This window comes from Cellulophaga sp. F20128, assembly GCF_023015805.1.
Classification (GTDB): Bacteria; Bacteroidota; Bacteroidia; order Flavobacteriales; family Flavobacteriaceae; genus Cellulophaga.
On the sequence record NZ_JALKBA010000010.1, the window covers coordinates 84867 to 101811 of the forward strand.

A 16945-nucleotide genomic window follows, 5' to 3' on the forward strand; every position below is an offset into this window, starting at 1 on the left:
AACGAACCAGAGGAAAATAGGCAGGATTTTCCAAGTAGGCTAGAACTAGCAATTATATTTACGCGGCTTTCGTTATTTATTCAATTTTCAAGTTCTTCTTCAATTCCGTAAATCACACTATCTATTGCCTTAATAGTTTCTGTTTCTTCATCAATTATTTTACCTCTATTGAAGAGTGATAACTGCAAATTCATCATAAGGTCATTGTCATTTAAAAATTTATCGTAATTATTTATTCTTAATTTGTAAATAGATATAGAGTCAGAATGTATAAACCCATATTTTGTTGGTTGACTATAATCCGCAATCAAATATTTGAATAGAAAAGGCTGAATAAGCTTAGTAATATTAATTTCAGCTTGTTTCATCCCAAGTTCATCATCCAATCGCTTTAAATTTAATTGAAATAAATTGGTTATGTCAATGCGTAAACTGTCATTAGATAAGGTGTTTAATCCAATGTTTTTTAAATTTTCAAAGGCACTTGTTTTAGGAATAATTTGAAATTCAACACTGGAACTTGTCAATGACTCATAAATTGATTGCGAATTTGATTTCTTATCATAGATATCAGTTATAAGCTGTTGACTTGATTTGAATATTTCCTTATGCTTAACAATTGTTTTTTTTATATCATTTCTAGTTTGTAGTAAATCACTTTTTAGTTCTGTGTAAATCTGTGCTTCTAGTTTTTGTGCTTTTCGATTTTCATTCCAATTATTAATCTGAAGTGCAATAAGAATCCCAATAACCACAAGTACTATTTCCCCAATAGCATAAAGTAGATATCTGCTGAATTTGTTTTCAATTAAATGTTGTTTTCTAATTCGTCTAAAAAACTTAATCATAATTTGTATGTATTAATTTCTCCGCAAGAGGGTATCTCAACCAAATGTTCACTTAGCCCTTCGGGGAGCTTACATCAAACATCTACTAGATGTTTGGTATCGCTTCACGATACTTCATTTCAGCAATATCATTGGTTGGTCATAATGAAGCACAACGGTTACGTATATCGCTTGTTTCGCCTGGCGCAGCGCGTTGCTGGCAGCAGCTTGAACTTTAGCCTTCGCCTCGGCACCAAATTATTCGGAGCTGTGTGAGACTCAGAAAGGCAAGTGAGTTCGTATTTGTCAGAAACTAAGATAAGCTAATTATTTGTACCGAGCATAATCCTAGTAATAGTGCTGTAAATGAGTGATATACGTTGTTGTGTTTTCGTTATTCTTAAATAATTTCATTATATTGTAACCACCTTACCAATCGTTCATATTATGAAAATAGTCTCTAAAATTAGTATTGTTTTATTTCTTTTTATTGGATTCTCAGCAAGTAGTCAAACAAAGTCTCAAGCGCTTGCTAAAATTAATACTGAAGGCTTTCAGAAATCTCAAGTTATGAGTCTAGTTTCAGACTTATCAGACGTTTATGGCCCTCGATTAGCAGGAACAGATCAATATTTTACGGCAGCACACTGGGCAAAGAAAACCATGGAAAAATGGGGAGTGGATAAAGCCTATTTCGAAAAATATTGTGATGATTGTATGGGATGGGAAGTACAATCATTTAATGTAGAAATGACAGCGCCTGCTTATATGAAAATACAAGCCTATCCGTATGCCTGGACAGAAAGCTCTAATGGTGTTCAAATAGGGGATTTAATTTGGATTGAAAGTCATGCCGATTTAGGCAAAGTTAGAGAACAATGGAGTGGAAAATTACAAGGAAAAACCATTCTCGTAGGTGCTGCTCCAGAACAAAATATGTTATTCGATCCACTTTCCACACGCTTTACTGAAGCCCAAATTGAAGAAGCAGAAAAATCTATTGTACCTGCACCAAATAATCCGTTAAGCCATAATGCTGGAGATATGGATTTAATTGGAAATTTGGATTTTATATTCGATAATATGGTGAGAAAAGATGATGCTTTTTTTGCCTTTTTAAAAGCAGAAGGTGCATTAAGTATTTTAGGGACGACACCTTTTTTTCCTGGTATTGTTCATCCAAGTGGAACTTATAATTTTAGAGAAAGCGATGCAAAACCAATACCGTATTTTGCGATTTCTCCAGAGAGCTTTGGAAAATTAAAGCGCCTAATAGGAAGAGATATTAGCCCTAAAATTAAATTCCATTTAGATTCTAAGCTTTATTTAAAGCCAGAAAATAATGTAAATATTTTTGCAGAAATTACGGGCTCAGATCCAAAATTAAAGGACGAAGTTGTAATGATTGGTGCACATTTTGACTCTTGGCACCCTGCATCTGGAGCTACAGATAATGGAGCAGGTTCTGCAGTAATGATGGAGGTTATGCGAATTATAAAAGCTTCTGGATTAAAACCAAAACGAACTATAAGAATTGCACTTTGGGGAGGAGAAGAACAAGCATTTGTAGGTTCTATGGCCTATGCGGAAAAGCACTTCGGTAAAGTAAAAGAAACTACTCGGAAAAAAGAGGTTGAAAAAATTTCAGCCTATATAAATATGGATAATGGTGCGGGACAAATGCGAGGTATCTATATGCAAGGAAACGAGGCGGTAAGACCTATTTTCGAAGAGATGTTAAAACCCTATGCGTATTTAGATGTTAATAATCTAACCATTCAAAATACAGATTTTACAGATCACGATGTTTTTGATTATTATAAAATTCCAGGATTTCAGATAATCCAAGATAAATTAAACTATAGTACAGTAACGCACCATACTAATTTGGATGCACTGGAATATGTTCCCGAACGCGATATGAAGATTAACGCTACTGTAATTGCAGCACTTGTTTATCAAATTGCTCAGGAAGATTCTAGGTTGCCAAGGGAAGATTAAAGGTTAAATAATACTTTTATGAACTTGATTCTTTCATTGGTAAATGCTGAAGATAATGAAGCACAACGGTTTTGTATATGGTTTGTTACGTGTTTCAAGCAACTAATTTAGTAAATATTTAGCGACCAAGGAAGTCCGCGAGAACTAGCCATTAATTATACACTTCTTAAGTTTGTTATTCGTTATTTTATTGAATTTGTTGATAAAGATTCAAACATGATTTATTCCAGATTATATTCTACTTTAATATTATCAATCAAAACCTCACCATCAGTTTTAAATGTTTTCAGTGAATTCTTATACATTTCATATGATACTGAGTATATGTGAAAGTAATTAGCGTAAGTGTCATCTTCAAAAATCATGTTGGTATATTTTGTTCGATTTTTGTTTACATTATAATCTACTAAAACGCCTTTTTCTACTGCGTGATTAGTTAATCGGGTTAAATTATCATTTAGAAATTTCTCATCGACCTCCATTTCGAATAAATGCTCGGAATACAACACTGAAAGCGCTTCCGTAAGTTCCGTATTTAGTCCATAATCAAGCTCAATTTTTGATTCAAGTAGCCGTATTCCTGTGTCATTAATTTGAATGTCTGGATATCCTATGGTATAATAGTATTTGCGGAAATAATCATCATTTGTCAAAAGGGAATCACGTACAACATCACCTTTATTGATATTTTGCATCAAAGGATATATGATATCCATATTTTTAAGCCCTCTCTCAATTTCTATAGCTGTATTATTAAAATCTTGCACAATTCGAGTATAAATATTTCGTATTTGTTTTTTCTCTATCTGTTTCTGATTCCAATTATTAATAGAAAGTGCTATAAGAATTCCAATAACAACAAGAATAATTTCTCCGATTGCGTAAATCAGATACTTACTCAACTTGTTTTCAGTTAGCAGTTTTTGTCTAATTCGGCTAAAAAAATTGATCATAATTTTTAGGTTTTAAATTCTCCGCAAGCGGCTATCGCAACCAAATGTTCTCTTAGCCCTTCGGGGTGCTTACATCAAACATCTACTAGATGTTTGGTATCGCTTCACGATACTTCATTTCAGCAATATCATTCGTTAGGGTTTGATTTTAATGATACCCGATGTTATACCACGTTTATAATTCCGGTTTAATTATTACTTTCCATTTATCAGATTCCGCAAATTCTTTTACAATCATATTACGTTTCTTTAATAATTCAGACATGTATTGTTTTAAAAACAGAAAGTCAGCTAGCTTTCCCAGAATCCCAAGAGGTGATTTATAATCAAAAATATCAGTCATTAGAGTTCCTTTATCAGAATCTGAAAAAAGATGTTCGTGTTTAAAACTTTTAAATACTCCATTTAGCATTTCATCAACAAAGTAATTCGGTAGCTCAAATTCCGTTATTTTGGTAGTCAACGTTTGAGAAATTCCGAAATGTTTGGCTTTCCAGGTAACGCTTTCATTCATTCCAATTAATCCACTTGTCTTACCACTTATAGCTTCTTCATTTGTATGCTCGGTTGAAATTTTATGTAAATCAATGCTACGAGATAAATCGAATACTAGATTTTTGTTTGCTTTAATTATAGTACGTAATTCTATTCTAGGCATTTAGGTTCTCGAATGTGGTGTAACAGTTGAATTTATTTTCTTCCCTGTAAGGTACGAAACAGGAATGAAATTTACTTGTTGTTGTGCTTTCGTTATTTTTTATTCAGCTATTGTTCTAATTCTTTGTCAATTTGAGAAATAATATCCTTAAGTGTTTCCTGGTTTATTACAAATGTTCTCCAATAATAAAAATCCTTTGATTGAAAATAAATATTAAGATCAGCAATTAAATACTCATCCGTTAAATCACTAATGTTTTTATAGGGCTTATAAGCAATTACATGAGCATATTTATAATTTAAATCAGATGATTCCTGCCTCAAGATTTCAAATAGATTTTCATTGGTAGGTGCATTAAAAGTATAAAACCTTTGAATATTTGAATATAAGGTGTCATTTATTATAAGGTCAGAATTGCCATCAGCAATCATTGCATCGTAGGCACTTTTGCTGGACCGAAAGGGCATATCATATCCAAATAACTCCGAATAAGATATTTTGCTAATAGTATCAAAGCCTTCAAAGGAAGTTATTTCTTTTCGAGGATTAAATGAAGGTAAAACCTTTTTAAAGTACATAATCTCTCTTCCCCAATATGGTTTTAATTCTTCGATTAACTCTAAATCTTTAAACATATCCGAACGAATTTCTTTCAAAATAGTGGTAGCTTTCATTTTGCCCTTTTGAACTTCATTCCAATTATTAATCTGCAGTGCAATCAAAATCCCAATTACGACAAGAATAATTTCTCCAATTGCGTAAATCAGATATTTACTGAATTTATTTTCAGTCAGCATATTTTGTCTAATTTTTCGAAAGAATTTTATCATTTGGTTATTGGTTGGTCATAATGAAGCACAACGTGTTTGTGTATGTAAAGTAGCAGAGTTAAAATGCTATTACTTTCATTTTTAAAATAAAAACAGTAGAAAAGCACAAACTTAATAGTTTGCACTTAACTGCTATTTTTTATATACGTGTTAGCTACAGTTATTTCTTCCATTTTGTAAAATCTGAATCAGGTCTATTAAAAGGTTCTGATAAAAATTTATTCGTAATTGCATTAAATAATTCAGGGTTTGATGCAGGTGTAAAATGTGTTTCTCCAGGCATTATGCATAATTGAGCTTTGGGAATATTTTCATATATTTCTAAACTATGTTTAGTTATAATTATATCTTCATCGCCAGCCATTATTAAAACTTTTGCTTTTATTTTTGATAAGTCTTGAATTGGGATATTTGGCTGGTCGCCCAAAAGTCCGAGACGTTGTTTTTGTGAGTTCCAATTTTGAGTAGTATCGTCCTCCTGAATTTTTAATTCAACCATTTTTTTGGATTTCAAAGCGTGATTCACTGCCCAAGAGTTAACAGCTGTAGAATCTGGTCTCAAATTAGCTCCCATCGCTACAATTTTTTTGATTTTTGATTTACCTGAAATCCCCATCTTCAATCCAATAATTCCACCGTCACTCCATCCAATTATATTAATAGAATCTAATTTTAAGTAATTAACTATTGTTTCCCAATCTCTTGTAATTTGAACATATGTCAAAGAATCCGTTTTTAATTCAGATTTCCCATGTCCTCTATTGTCAGCTATGATTACTCTATATTTAGTTTTGAAATAATCTATTTGATTACCCATTGATTTAATACTACCACTATTTCCGTGAATAAGTAATAATGGTTCTCCTTTTCCATATTCCTCATAATAAATTTTTGCTCCATCTATTGTGATATAATTCCCGACTGTTTCATTTTCTCCATAAGGTGTGTCAAATTCATTGTTCATTTTGACTTGAGCATTGGTAATAGTACTAATCAAATAGAAAATAAGTATTCCTAAAAGTTTAATTGAATTTTTCATATTGTCGGTTTTAATTGTAGCTAACCGGTTTGTGTATGGTTAGTTGCGTGGCTCGCGCAACTAAAATAGCAAAAGGAAACCGAACCTTAGGGAAATCCGTAGGATTTTCCAAATAATCACTTGCCCAAGCAATTAATTATACACTTTGTGTGTGCCCAGCATGGGCATCTTTACCATATCTAAGATATGGCATTAATCTAGAGGGTGCAAGTCCCTTATGGGCAGGGGTGACGCCTTGAACCATTAGTAAGCTGCAAGGTTGCTAACCGTGAGGATAGGACTGAAGGAAGCAGGACTACAAAGCTCGGTTCTGACGAACAGAAACCGTATACGAGGCATAATTGCACGGGTAAGCAAACACATCATTGTAACGCCCAAAGAATACGAAAACTGTATAGGTCTCACGTGTGGGGAAGGACTGAATGAAGTACTTCTGGAAATTACAATGGGAGCATTGATTTCCGTTATTTGGGTGACCTATTCCCAAGAAAAACTGTAGACTATTCAAAAAGTACAGAATAGTTTCAATTGGTGTAAAGAGCAATTGAAAAGATGGATTGCGAACCGCCGTATACGAGACCCGTATGTGCGGGTGGTGTGAGAGGCGCACCGTGGGCATATTGCTCACTCTATTACCGAGACATCTTTTAATATAACCGTTGAAGCGACTATTGAACCTATTGAAACAGTCACAATCCAGTCGAAGTTATTAAGCTCTTATGTTGAGCGTTTTCCTAAAATTCCAATATAAACTACGATAATAATAGATATGATAATTGCTGACCCGAGAAATTGTAAAATATCTTCTAAACTACACTCAAATATTTTGCTCGTTTTAATTTTTATTTAACCAATCCATATGATTTTGTGTTGCTTTTTGCGCCCATTGTCTTGGACGGGCTCCAAAACACTCTAAAATGGCATCGACACCTATTATTGTTCCTTTTGCTAATCTACCAAGAAGTGCAATGGGAACTTTTTGATTTTTATTGTTGGAAATCAAGTATCCGTTTTTATTGGTGGTGACACCTAAATCATCGTGGACAACTTTTATAAGACCATCATCAAGCATATTTTGTACTAGTGGCGACCTGACAGCATTAATTTTAGGGGAATCTAAAACCGAGTCAATCAGTATGGTTGCAGTAAGTGATTTACCGGAATGTTCAAATTGCCAACCTTCAGTAATCAATTCAATATTAGGATCATTGATCATATTCAAATTCAAAATATCTGCTTTAGCTAATGCCAATAATTGCTGAATACTTTCAACAGGAGGTCCGTAAGAATACCGCTTTGTTGATTCATCCAATGCAATTATTTCTACAAAAACTTCATCTGAACAGTCATTAAATGATAAGGCTCTATAGATGGTGGGCTGGCAATGCCTCCATACTTGACCAATGCAATAATCCAAACTCACGGTGGCATTTCCTGTTGCCATTGCTTCAAAATTGCGCATACTTTTTTCTGCGGATTGTTTAGTAGGTGTAATAAGAGCGTGGGCTATGCTTTGGTCATTCAGCCAGAGCATAATTAATTTTTCAATCTCTTGTTTTGATAAATTTTGGATGTTGTTTGCATTCTTTAATTTAGAGAAAACACTTGCCGCAATTGGGGCAAAGGCAGCCAGTAAGAAATGAGGGCTTTCTGCATCTTTCTGAATCTGTGTATTGCCAATTTGCTTTTCAAAACTCAAAATAGAGGCTTTGGAAGGTTTAAACCAACTATCTATTCGTGCATTTAAAGGTTTAGGAACAGGTGGCAATCCATCTAGCGAAAACGGAATGAACAAATTCTTGATTGCATGTTCTGTTTGATACGTGCATAAAACATTTTCTTTCTGATTGATATAAAAACCACCAAATTTTTCAGCTATTGCCCTTACCACATCGATCATAGCCAGCCCAAAGCCTCGAATTGCAATAGTGCTTTTACTGGTTAGATTATTGTGATTTAAGAAGTTGTCGACTGGGTAGGGCGATTTGAAAAGAGTTGTATTTTCGTTGTCCTTAGCATATTTATCCCAATCTAATAGTTGGTTAGAAAGTTCTGTGCTTTGATGCCCGATGGTTAATAATATTTCATCAAACGCATTATGTCGAGTAGAGTCTGTGATTATTTGAAGTTGGTTATAATCTATCCACTCTATTTTTATAGCCTGCTCTTTATGTAGCGACACAATCTTTGCTTTTAAAAGAGGTTTTATAAGCGATTGGAATCTTTCGACCAAGAATTTCCCCAATTTCGCACGAGGGGGATAAGTATCTATTTCATTTTCCGAAAGAGTGCTGAAATCTTTGTTAATCCACTCGTGGTACGAAGGAAAGGGTTTAATTTTTACAGTTTCAGTATTAATGGCTTTTCGCCCTTCTAATGCAAGTACCCTTTCAGTAATATTTATCCAGTTTGATGCATTTTGGTCTAAATCATAGACTTGTCCATTGCCAAAATTACCAGTAGTTTCAAAGAGTGATATGTGAATATTTATAAGACTGTTTTGTTCAGCCAATTCAACAATTAATCTTTCTAAAGCATATCCGCCTCTGGGTCCAATACCTATGATTCCAACTTTCCTCATATTGTAATGTATTTCGTTTCTCAAATTACAACCAACGGTTTGGCTCGTATGTTTCGGTCTGGGAAATCCGTTAGGATTTTTCAAGATCGGAATCGAGCCAGATTAAAAGTATTAAATTTTCTCTTTTAAAAAAGGCAAGACTGAATTATAGCCATTGTTGTAGCCAGTTATTTAATTCCAAATTTCATTAGATTCTGTTAAAATGACTGGATAGTTATCAGTTACAAGTATTGTTTGTTCGTGTTGGGTTACATATCCACCTTTGTTTCCGACTAAAGTCCAACCATCATTCAGTTCGACAGCAACAGTTGAGTTTGTTGAAATAAATGTTTCTATTGCTACCGTTGTATTTTTCTTAAATCGTTCTCTGTTACTTTTAACTCTATAATTTAAAATATTCTCAGGTTCTTCGTGTAAACTTCTACCAACTCCGTGACCAGCCAAATTTTTAATTACTTTAAATCCTGACTTTTTAGCTTCTGTTTCTATTAAATATCCAATTTCAGAAATTTTTACTCCGCCTTTAATATTGCCTATTGCTTTGCGTAAAATGTTTTTAGAAGCATCTACAAGAGGTTGGTGATTATGAATGTCTTTTCCAAGTATAAAAGAACCTCCATTATCAGACCAAAAACCATTTAGTTCTGCTGAAACATCAATATTAATTAAATCTCCTTCCTGCAGTATTTTTTTCTCGGATGGTATTCCGTGAGCCGCTTCTTTATTTACACTTATACAAGAGTAACCAGGAAATCCATAAGTTTCGTATGGTGCAGATTTAGCGCCATAACTCTTTAAAATTGCTCCTCCATATTCATCAAGCTCTTTAGTTGACATCCCAACTTTTGCGTATTCTCTCATTAGTTTTAGTGTAGTTCCAACAACTTCACTTATTTTTTGCATCCCTATTAATTCAGATTCTTTTGTTATTGACATTTCGTTTTTTTTAATTAGCTACAACGTGTTCGTGTATAGTTTCGTTGGGTTTGGTACTAAGATAGCAAAAAAGCGTTGCAGTAAGGAAATCCGCTAGGATTTCCGAGGCACTCTTTACCCACAGTCAAACAATTAATTAAACTCAGTGTTAGACACTGGCAATTTTTCAGTTCAAATTTTCTAAAAAGTCAATTAATGGTAAAATTCCTTTATTATTTTCTTTTTTTCTTTTTTCTATTGAATAATACATCACGCAAATCATTAAAACTGTGAATACAACGTGAATAATTATCCTTACAGTTATTGATACATTGAATTTTTGTAAAACATCAATGTAGCCTATATTTATTCCTAAAGCTAATAGAAATGTATAGAACCACATATATCTTGATGTAGTTAACATTCGTTGCTTTAGTTTATGAATAAGGTTTTTTATATACTTATGATTATTTAATTCAGCATCATTGCTTATTAAGCTATACTTACTTCTATAAGATTGGATTAGTATCATTATCATACCAAAACTAATTAGGACGATAGATATTAAATAATATATATTTGAGAGTATAGGAAGTAATGTTGCTAAAACTATTATCGTAACTGGAACAGCAACGAGTAAAATGATTCTTTCTAACTTTCCTTTCTTTTCAATTTTGTTTAAATGAGTAATCAACTTACTTACATCTAAAGGTGTCGCCTTTTCTTCTTTCCAAAGGTTTTGCCAATTTGTAATATCGTTCTCCATAATTATTTGAGTTTTTTACTCAATGTTTTTTTAATTCTATTTATTCTAACTCCAACATTCGAAGTTTTCAATCCAGTTATATTTGAAATGTCGTCATAACTACAATTCTCTAATAATAATCCTATAATTATTCTATCTATTTCTTTAAGTAATGAAATGGCTTTATAGAGTTTTTTTACTTCTTGTTCTTTATCAGTTGAGTTCAAATTCTCACTTTCGTAATGAGGAATATTGGGTTGATAATCTATCTCTTTTTTGTTTAATTTGGTTTTTCGATTTAGAGTTAAGAGTGCTGTGTTTGTTGTAATTCGATAAATCCAAGTATCTATATTGCTCTCATTTCTAAACGTGTCTAAATTATTCCAAACTTTTATAAGAACTTCTTGAAACAAATCATCAGCATCAGTTTTATTTCCCATAAATCCCAAACAAAGTCGATAGACTTTATCTTTTGATTGCTCGTAGACTTTTTTAAATTTTTGTTCTTTATTCTTCATAATTTATAAATGCCTCAACTGAATTAATAAACCATTTAGGTTCGTCCCACATTATAAAGTGCTTTGCTGTTTCTGCAACTTTGATTTGACAATTATCTGCTTTCAAAAATTGATTTTTATAGTTTGCTTGAACTGTTTCTTTTGTTATTCCGTAATCTTTTGCTCCATACCAACTTCCAAATACAAGGATAGGTATTTTTACTTTTTCAATATCATTTCTTAAGTCCGTTGTCATAAGTTCGTAAATTGCTTGTGCCATTGTATTTCTGTCTGATTGTATAGACCATTTAGTCGCTAACTGAATATTTGTGGAATCAGTTATCATAGTAGGCATCGTCATTTTTTGTTGTTGAATAAATAGACTATCAGAAGTTGATAGCATCATTTCTTTCATCATTTTTGCTTGTGGAAGAATATTTTCTTCTGTTGCATTTGGGTTATAAGCCGAAGACATAAAAGGATATGAGTCAACAATTATAATCTTTTTCAATAATTTAGGTTGAGAACTAGCAATTGAAAGTGATAAAAAACCACCCAAACTATGTCCAATTAATATTGGTTTTTCATTGAGTTCATCCTGAACATACTTGATGATTTCGTTTTCAATAATTGGTAAGTAACCTTTTTCGAGTGAAATTGCACTTTGATTAGCAAATCCTGCTAAAGTCAAAATATGACATTCAAAATTGTTCTCTAATGTATCTGTTGCTTCTTCCCATACTTTACCAGAAGATGCTAATCCTGGAATTAAAATTATCGGTTTCCCTTGCCCTTTAATTTCAATATTGAAAGAATATTTTTCAGATTGAGAGTAAGTTGTGGTTTGATAAAAAAAGATGACTAATAGAATTGCTAATTTTTTCATTGTAAATTTTTTTATGATTTACTCTTTAGATTAGCCAAAGGTAATTTTATTACACTTTTTCAATTATTTTTTTTATGCCGATTTTTAGGGTTTCGTGAGTGCTTGTGCAGAACGTTTAGGCTCGTATGTTTGTTTCCTAGTTTGAAGGTAGTAAATTTTTAAGAGATTAAGAGGTTCGGCTAGATGCAAATTAATTGATATCGTTTCATAGAATTAAGACTTTAAGAGAGCTACTACTTTTTAAAAGGTAGTAGCTTAGATACTGCAAGATCCACAGTGTTTCCTAATTTGTTACGGCAATAGGTTGTCTGCCTTCCATTCTGGCTTCCAAGAGACACGAGATATCATTAAACCCATCCTTTTTTCCATTTTCATCATTCCAATATACCTCTATTCTGGAAATATGAGATTCGAAAATTTCTAAGGCACTGTCAATTTTAGAAGTTAAAAAATCAGCGCTTTTTTGTTCTCCAGTAAGCGTTTTATCGGTATTTATTTTACAGCATTTTTAATGCTTTTTAGTATAAATTACTAAAAGGCCATTTAGATGCTCTAAATAGCCTTTTAGTTCTTAATTATGTATTCCCATTTCCATTATGGATAGGAAATTATTATTTCTTTTGGTCATCTCCTGGCCTCGGGGACTTAAATACATCCATTCCCTCTTCTCTATGCTCCACCACTTGTTCCTTAATAAATTCACGGAACTCCCTGTTACTCTGACCGGCTTGTTTGGAGAATTCAGCTACTGTTTTGGTTATTCCTTTTAACTTTGTATTCAAAAAAGTTTTACTCATATATAATTGTTTAAATTGTTAACAGGCAGTATACAGGTTTAAAAGTGGAACTGTATTAATACTGTCTTAAAATCCAAAGATTATCTTAACAATGGGCTATTCTATTAGGGTTCTAATTAAAAGATCAACTTCTTTAAACCCAATAAAGAGGGCAAATTTTCCCATTTCTAAAAATCAATTTCGCGATATCCTTTTTCTTTAGCACTTACAAGAGCAGTCCTACAAGAAGGTTTATTCCCAATAGAAGCGCGATGAATACCAACATATCTGTTGAATAGTACTTAGCTGCAAATAATCTCAAAAAATTGGTGTGAATTAGTAAAGGATAAAATAAACATTACCAAAGTCCGTGTTCTGTTCATTTTTTGTAACGCCCAAAGAACGAACCAATAAACGCCAGGCTGATTTTAAATTTCTTTAAATCCACTCACTTTCCACTGCCGCACCGTTTAGGTCGCTTTCACTTGGGTGAAATGCTCGTAAACAACCAATTGAAACTAAATCGTAAAATGCTAAAGGAATATACTTAAGGCGGTATGGTTACAGTGCGCTTAGCGCGGTTAAAGGAGTAGGGATTTATCCCATTGTTTTTACCCACTATTGGAAAAATAAAAAAATGAAGTCTACCTCTTTGTGTATGAATATGGCTTTATAATGAGAAGTGATCAGACCATAGAGAAATAGGTGCTTATCCAATGGCAAGGCTATATGGTCGAAGCCATATGCTGAAAACCGCAATGATGCTATTTAATCTTCAACAAGGGTTTAAATTTCTAAAAGAAGGAATAAGAAAGCGATGTACGCCATCCCTTTCACCCAAAAGGCTAGGCTGTTATTCCGTTTCCGTATCGTATTCTGCCCACTTTTTAGTTTTGTGAATGTCCTCACCAAAGTACTTCGCAATTTTTAAAAAGGGCTCTGGTTTTTGGTAGCCTGGAACAGGAGAGAGCATTTCTTGTTTCTCATCTAAGAAAATGGTTGTAGGATAGCTCATTTTACCTTGCATTAAAGCAGCGGCAAATTCGTGGTAACCACGCCTGCCAGAGGCAACAAATTTAAAGGTTTTACCCTTGTATTCCAATGGCTCTTTTTGCTCACCATCCAACTTTACCATATAGTACGTTTTTTCCATATAGGCAGCTACCTTAGGATTTTGAAACGTATCTGCATCCATTTTTTTACACCATCCACACCAATCTGTATAGACATCAATAAACATTTTTTTAGGAGTTTTATCGGTGCTCGCCAATGCAATTGCTTCTTCCCAACTCAACCAATTCACTTCCTGGGCGTTTATACTAAAACTCCAAAGGGTAAGGCAAAAAATTAGAATATTTTTAATCATAATAAAATGGATAAACCTAACGTATACTATAATAGTACGTAATGGGTACGTAAAACTAACGAAAAAGTAATCATTTTATTTTGCCAAAGCCACTTTTTGCTTGGTTTCAAACAATTCTTTAACATCTACCTGATTCCGAATAAGGTCCTCAAAAGTTTCGCGTTCCCGGATTAAGATCGCTTTTCCGTTGTGCCACAATACTTCTGGTGGTCTAAATCTAGAGTTGTAGTTGCTAGCCATTGTAAAGCAATAGGCCCCTGCATTGTGGAAACAAAGAATATCGCCTTCTGAAATTTCATTAATCCTGCGGTTGCTTGCAAACGTATCTGTCTCACAAATATAACCCACAACAGAGTAATAACGCTCCCTGCCTTTAGGATTAGAAATGTTTTTTATTTTATGTGAAGAACCGTATAACATTGGTCGTATCAGGTGGTTAAAGCCAGAATCGATACTAGCAAAAACCGTAGAGGTAGTTTGTTTTACCACATTAACTTTGGCTAAAAAGAAGCCAGATTCACTCACTAAAAATTTCCCCGGTTCAAAGGCTAAGGTTAGTTCTTTCCCGTATTCTTTACAAAAAGTATTGAATTTAGTGCTTAATTTCTTCCCTAATTCCTCAATATTGGTTTCAATGTCTCCGTCTTTGTACGGCACTTTAAAGCCGCTTCCAAAATCTATAAAATCTAAATTTCTAAAGTTTTTAGCAGTCTCAAACAATATTTCTGAAGCATACAAGAAAACATCAATATCTAAAATATCGCTGCCCGTGTGCATGTGAATCCCATTAATATTCATTTTGGTTAGATCTACTATACGTAGTAAATGCGGAATCTGATGGATGCTAATTCCAAATTTAGAATCAATATGACCCACAGAAATATTAGAATTCCCACCCGCCATTACATGCGGATTAATACGTATACAAACAGGAATATCAGGGTGTTTCCCACCAAATTGTTCCAATACTGATAAATTGTCAATATTGATCCGCACTCCTAAAGCTGCCGCTTTCTCTATCTCCTCCAAGGAAACCCCATTGGGTGTGAAAATTATATTTTCTGGTTTAAAACCCGCCAAAAGGCCTAGTTCTACCTCTTGGATAGAAACCGTGTCTAAACCGCTCCCCAAAGAATTCATTAAACGTAATATGGTGATATTAGACAATGCCTTAGCAGCATAATTTAATTGTAACTTTTTAACTCCCTTAAAAGCATTGGTTAGTCTTTGATACTGGGAAATTATTTTTTCCGAATCATAAACATAAACAGGATCGCCGTATGTTTTTGCAATTTGTAATAAATCGGATGCTTGCATAGTTCTCTAATTTTTATACAAAACTAATATTCTTAGTTCGTTTCAACAAAAATAACGGAACGAAAATATTTAAAAATAACAAATTGTTACATTTGAAACAAATTATATTCTAATTCTGAATTCAATTCCTCAAAATAGGCAGCCAGAACCTAAGGTATATTCCTAAAATAAGTAGCATCTTGGGTTTTGTAGTGCTAAGCGACCTACTATTTTGCATTTTAAAGCGGAATCCTATTATTATATACAGCTAATTTAAAATTAATTAGTGAAAATGACCTTGGTTTCTTATTTTTGTGCCAGAACAAAATATACCATTATATATGAACCTTCACGAATATCAAGGAAAAGAGATTTTAGCAAGCTTTGGAGTCCGTATTCAACGCGGAATTGTTGCACATAATGCAAAAGAAGCTGTTGCTGCTGCCAAACAACTTACAGTAGAAACTGGAACTGGGTGGCACGTAATAAAGGCACAAGTACACGCAGGTGGTAGAGGAAAAGGTGGAGGCGTAAAATTGGCCAAAAACTTGAATGAAGTAGAAGAAATTGCAGGTTCAATTATTGGAATGAACCTAATTACACCGCAAACTTCTGCAGCTGGTAAAAAAGTACATCAAGTTTTGGTAGCTGAGGATGTGTATTATCCTGGAGAAACAGAAACATCAGAATTCTACATGTCTGTATTATTAAACAGAAGTACAGGAAGAAACATGATTATGTATTCTACAGAAGGTGGAATGGATATCGAAGAAGTGGCGGAAAAAACACCACATCTTATCTATACGGAAGAAATAGACCCAGGAACTGGTTTGTTAGCTTTTCAAGCGCGTAAGATTGCATTTAACCTAGGGTTGTCAGGAACTGCTTTTAAAGAAATGACAAAATTTGTTGCTGCTTTATATACGGCTTATGTTGAGAGCGATTCTAGTATGTTTGAAATTAATCCGGTTTTAAAAACATCAGACAATAAAATTATGGCTGTAGATGCTAAAGTATCTATAGATGATAATGCGTTGTACAGAAGAAAGCAATATGCAGAAATGCGCGATTTGCGTGAAGAAAATCCAATTGAGGTAGAAGCGGGAGCATTGGGGTTAAACTATGTAGACTTAGAAGGTAACGTTGGCTGTATGGTAAACGGGGCTGGACTAGCAATGGCAACAATGGATTTAATTAAGCAAGCAGGTGGTGAGCCAGCTAACTTTTTAGATGTTGGTGGTACTGCAGATGCAGCTCGTGTAGAAGCGGCCTTTAAAATTATTTTAAAAGACCCTGAAGTAAAGGCTATTTTAATTAATATTTTTGGTGGTATTGTACGTTGTGATCGTGTTGCACAAGGGGTAATTGATGCCTATAAGAACATGGGAACCATAAATGTACCAATAATTGTACGTTTGCAAGGGACCAATGCAGATATTGCAAAGGAATTAATAGATAACTCAGGATTGGATGTACAATCAGCTGTGCAATTCCAAGAAGCTGCAGATAAGGTAAAACAAGTTTTGGCTTAAGCTCAAACAACCATATATAAAAAAGGGACAGCAATGAATTGCT

At 33.6% G+C, this 16945-nt stretch carries 15 protein-coding genes; 2 read left to right on the forward strand and 13 right to left on the reverse strand.

Going from position 1 to position 16945, the window contains the following annotated elements; all coding sequences use genetic code 11:
- Window positions 1-80 precede the first annotated feature (80 nt).
- Window positions 81-848 carry a DUF6090 family protein gene (locus MWU65_RS11220; protein WP_247078004.1) on the reverse strand — a complete coding sequence of 256 codons (768 nt, stop codon included), beginning with the start codon at window positions 846-848 and terminating at the stop codon, window positions 81-83.
- Between the two features lie 426 nt (window positions 849-1274).
- Here MWU65_RS11220 and MWU65_RS11225 point away from each other — a divergent pair, with 426 nt between their 5' ends.
- Window positions 1275-2828: a M20/M25/M40 family metallo-hydrolase gene (locus MWU65_RS11225; protein WP_247078006.1), complete on the forward strand. Its 1554-nt coding sequence runs from the start codon at window positions 1275-1277 to the stop codon at window positions 2826-2828.
- Window positions 2829-3049: 221 nt separating this feature from the next.
- Here the strand turns inward: MWU65_RS11225 and MWU65_RS11230 are convergent, their stop codons facing one another.
- The 12 genes from MWU65_RS11230 to lysA all read right to left on the reverse strand — a co-directional run bounded on the left by MWU65_RS11230 (window position 3050) and on the right by lysA (window position 15391).
- On the reverse strand, window positions 3050-3781 hold the full coding sequence (locus MWU65_RS11230; RefSeq protein WP_247078008.1) for a DUF6090 family protein: 732 nt from the start codon (window positions 3779-3781) through the stop codon (window positions 3050-3052).
- A 175-nt stretch (window positions 3782-3956) separates the two neighbouring features.
- Entirely contained in the window at window positions 3957-4439 is a 483-nt protein-coding gene (locus tag MWU65_RS11235; RefSeq protein WP_247078010.1) for an SRPBCC family protein, read from the reverse strand.
- Window positions 4440-4546: 107 nt separating this feature from the next.
- Window positions 4547-5269 (reverse strand): DUF6090 family protein, encoded by a 723-nt coding sequence (locus tag MWU65_RS11240; protein WP_247078012.1) that lies wholly within the window; start codon window positions 5267-5269, stop codon window positions 4547-4549.
- Window positions 5270-5429: 160 nt separating this feature from the next.
- On the reverse strand, window positions 5430-6308 hold the full coding sequence (locus tag MWU65_RS11245; protein ID WP_247078014.1) for an alpha/beta hydrolase: 879 nt from the start codon (window positions 6306-6308) through the stop codon (window positions 5430-5432).
- 835 nt (window positions 6309-7143) lie between these two features.
- Window positions 7144-8889: an FAD/NAD(P)-binding protein gene (locus tag MWU65_RS11250; protein ID WP_247078015.1), complete on the reverse strand. Its 1746-nt coding sequence runs from the start codon at window positions 8887-8889 to the stop codon at window positions 7144-7146.
- A gap of 171 nt (window positions 8890-9060) precedes the next feature.
- Window positions 9061-9825 (reverse strand): type I methionyl aminopeptidase, encoded by a 765-nt coding sequence (gene map, locus MWU65_RS11255; RefSeq protein ID WP_247078016.1) that lies wholly within the window; start codon window positions 9823-9825, stop codon window positions 9061-9063.
- A gap of 166 nt (window positions 9826-9991) precedes the next feature.
- Window positions 9992-10570, reverse strand: coding sequence for a hypothetical protein (locus tag MWU65_RS11260; protein ID WP_247078017.1), 579 nt, complete (start codon window positions 10568-10570; stop codon window positions 9992-9994).
- Window positions 10571-10572: 2 nt separating this feature from the next.
- Window positions 10573-11067: an RNA polymerase sigma factor gene (locus tag MWU65_RS11265; protein ID WP_247078018.1), complete on the reverse strand. Its 495-nt coding sequence runs from the start codon at window positions 11065-11067 to the stop codon at window positions 10573-10575.
- The gene (locus tag MWU65_RS11270; RefSeq protein WP_247078019.1) at window positions 11057-11932 is read right to left on the reverse strand and encodes an alpha/beta hydrolase; all 876 of its coding nucleotides are present in this window, start codon (window positions 11930-11932) and stop codon (window positions 11057-11059) included. The genes MWU65_RS11265 and MWU65_RS11270 overlap by 11 nt, the downstream gene beginning before the upstream one ends.
- Before the next feature lie 611 nt (window positions 11933-12543).
- Window positions 12544-12729 (reverse strand): hypothetical protein, encoded by a 186-nt coding sequence (locus MWU65_RS11275; RefSeq protein WP_247078020.1) that lies wholly within the window; start codon window positions 12727-12729, stop codon window positions 12544-12546.
- 832 nt (window positions 12730-13561) lie between these two features.
- Window positions 13562-14074 carry a DUF255 domain-containing protein gene (locus MWU65_RS11280; RefSeq protein ID WP_247078021.1) on the reverse strand — a complete coding sequence of 171 codons (513 nt, stop codon included), beginning with the start codon at window positions 14072-14074 and terminating at the stop codon, window positions 13562-13564.
- 75 nt (window positions 14075-14149) lie between these two features.
- Entirely contained in the window at window positions 14150-15391 is a 1242-nt protein-coding gene (lysA, locus tag MWU65_RS11285) for a diaminopimelate decarboxylase (protein ID WP_247078023.1), read from the reverse strand.
- 320 nt (window positions 15392-15711) lie between these two features.
- Between lysA and sucC the strand changes: the two genes are divergently transcribed.
- Complete coding sequence (sucC, locus tag MWU65_RS11290) at window positions 15712-16902, forward strand: ADP-forming succinate--CoA ligase subunit beta (protein ID WP_247078025.1); 1191 nt, start codon at window positions 15712-15714, stop codon at window positions 16900-16902.
- Window positions 16903-16945: the final 43 nt, after the last annotated feature.

Bases quoted from the DNA above. Each gene is read 5' to 3' on its own strand.
- MWU65_RS11275 (WP_247078020.1), bottom strand. From the start codon at position 12,729: ATGAGTAAAACTTTTTTGAATACAAAGTTAAAAGGAATAACCAAAACA.
- map (WP_247078016.1), bottom strand. From the start codon at position 9,825: ATGTCAATAACAAAAGAATCTGAATTAATAGGGATGCAAAAAATAAGT.
- lysA (WP_247078023.1), bottom strand. From the start codon at position 15,391: ATGCAAGCATCCGATTTATTACAAATTGCAAAAACATACGGCGATCCT.
- MWU65_RS11250 (WP_247078015.1), bottom strand. From the start codon at position 8,889: ATGAGGAAAGTTGGAATCATAGGTATTGGACCCAGAGGCGGATATGCT.
- sucC (WP_247078025.1), top strand. From the start codon at position 15,712: ATGAACCTTCACGAATATCAAGGAAAAGAGATTTTAGCAAGCTTTGGA.
- MWU65_RS11270 (WP_247078019.1), bottom strand. From the start codon at position 11,932: ATGAAAAAATTAGCAATTCTATTAGTCATCTTTTTTTATCAAACCACA.
- MWU65_RS11230 (WP_247078008.1), bottom strand. From the start codon at position 3,781: ATGATCAATTTTTTTAGCCGAATTAGACAAAAACTGCTAACTGAAAAC.
- MWU65_RS11240 (WP_247078012.1), bottom strand. From the start codon at position 5,269: ATGATAAAATTCTTTCGAAAAATTAGACAAAATATGCTGACTGAAAAT.
- MWU65_RS11280 (WP_247078021.1), bottom strand. From the start codon at position 14,074: ATGATTAAAAATATTCTAATTTTTTGCCTTACCCTTTGGAGTTTTAGT.
- MWU65_RS11265 (WP_247078018.1), bottom strand. From the start codon at position 11,067: ATGAAGAATAAAGAACAAAAATTTAAAAAAGTCTACGAGCAATCAAAA.
- MWU65_RS11245 (WP_247078014.1), bottom strand. From the start codon at position 6,308: ATGAAAAATTCAATTAAACTTTTAGGAATACTTATTTTCTATTTGATT.
- MWU65_RS11235 (WP_247078010.1), bottom strand. From the start codon at position 4,439: ATGCCTAGAATAGAATTACGTACTATAATTAAAGCAAACAAAAATCTA.
- MWU65_RS11220 (WP_247078004.1), bottom strand. From the start codon at position 848: ATGATTAAGTTTTTTAGACGAATTAGAAAACAACATTTAATTGAAAAC.
- MWU65_RS11260 (WP_247078017.1), bottom strand. From the start codon at position 10,570: ATGGAGAACGATATTACAAATTGGCAAAACCTTTGGAAAGAAGAAAAG.
- MWU65_RS11225 (WP_247078006.1), top strand. From the start codon at position 1,275: ATGAAAATAGTCTCTAAAATTAGTATTGTTTTATTTCTTTTTATTGGA.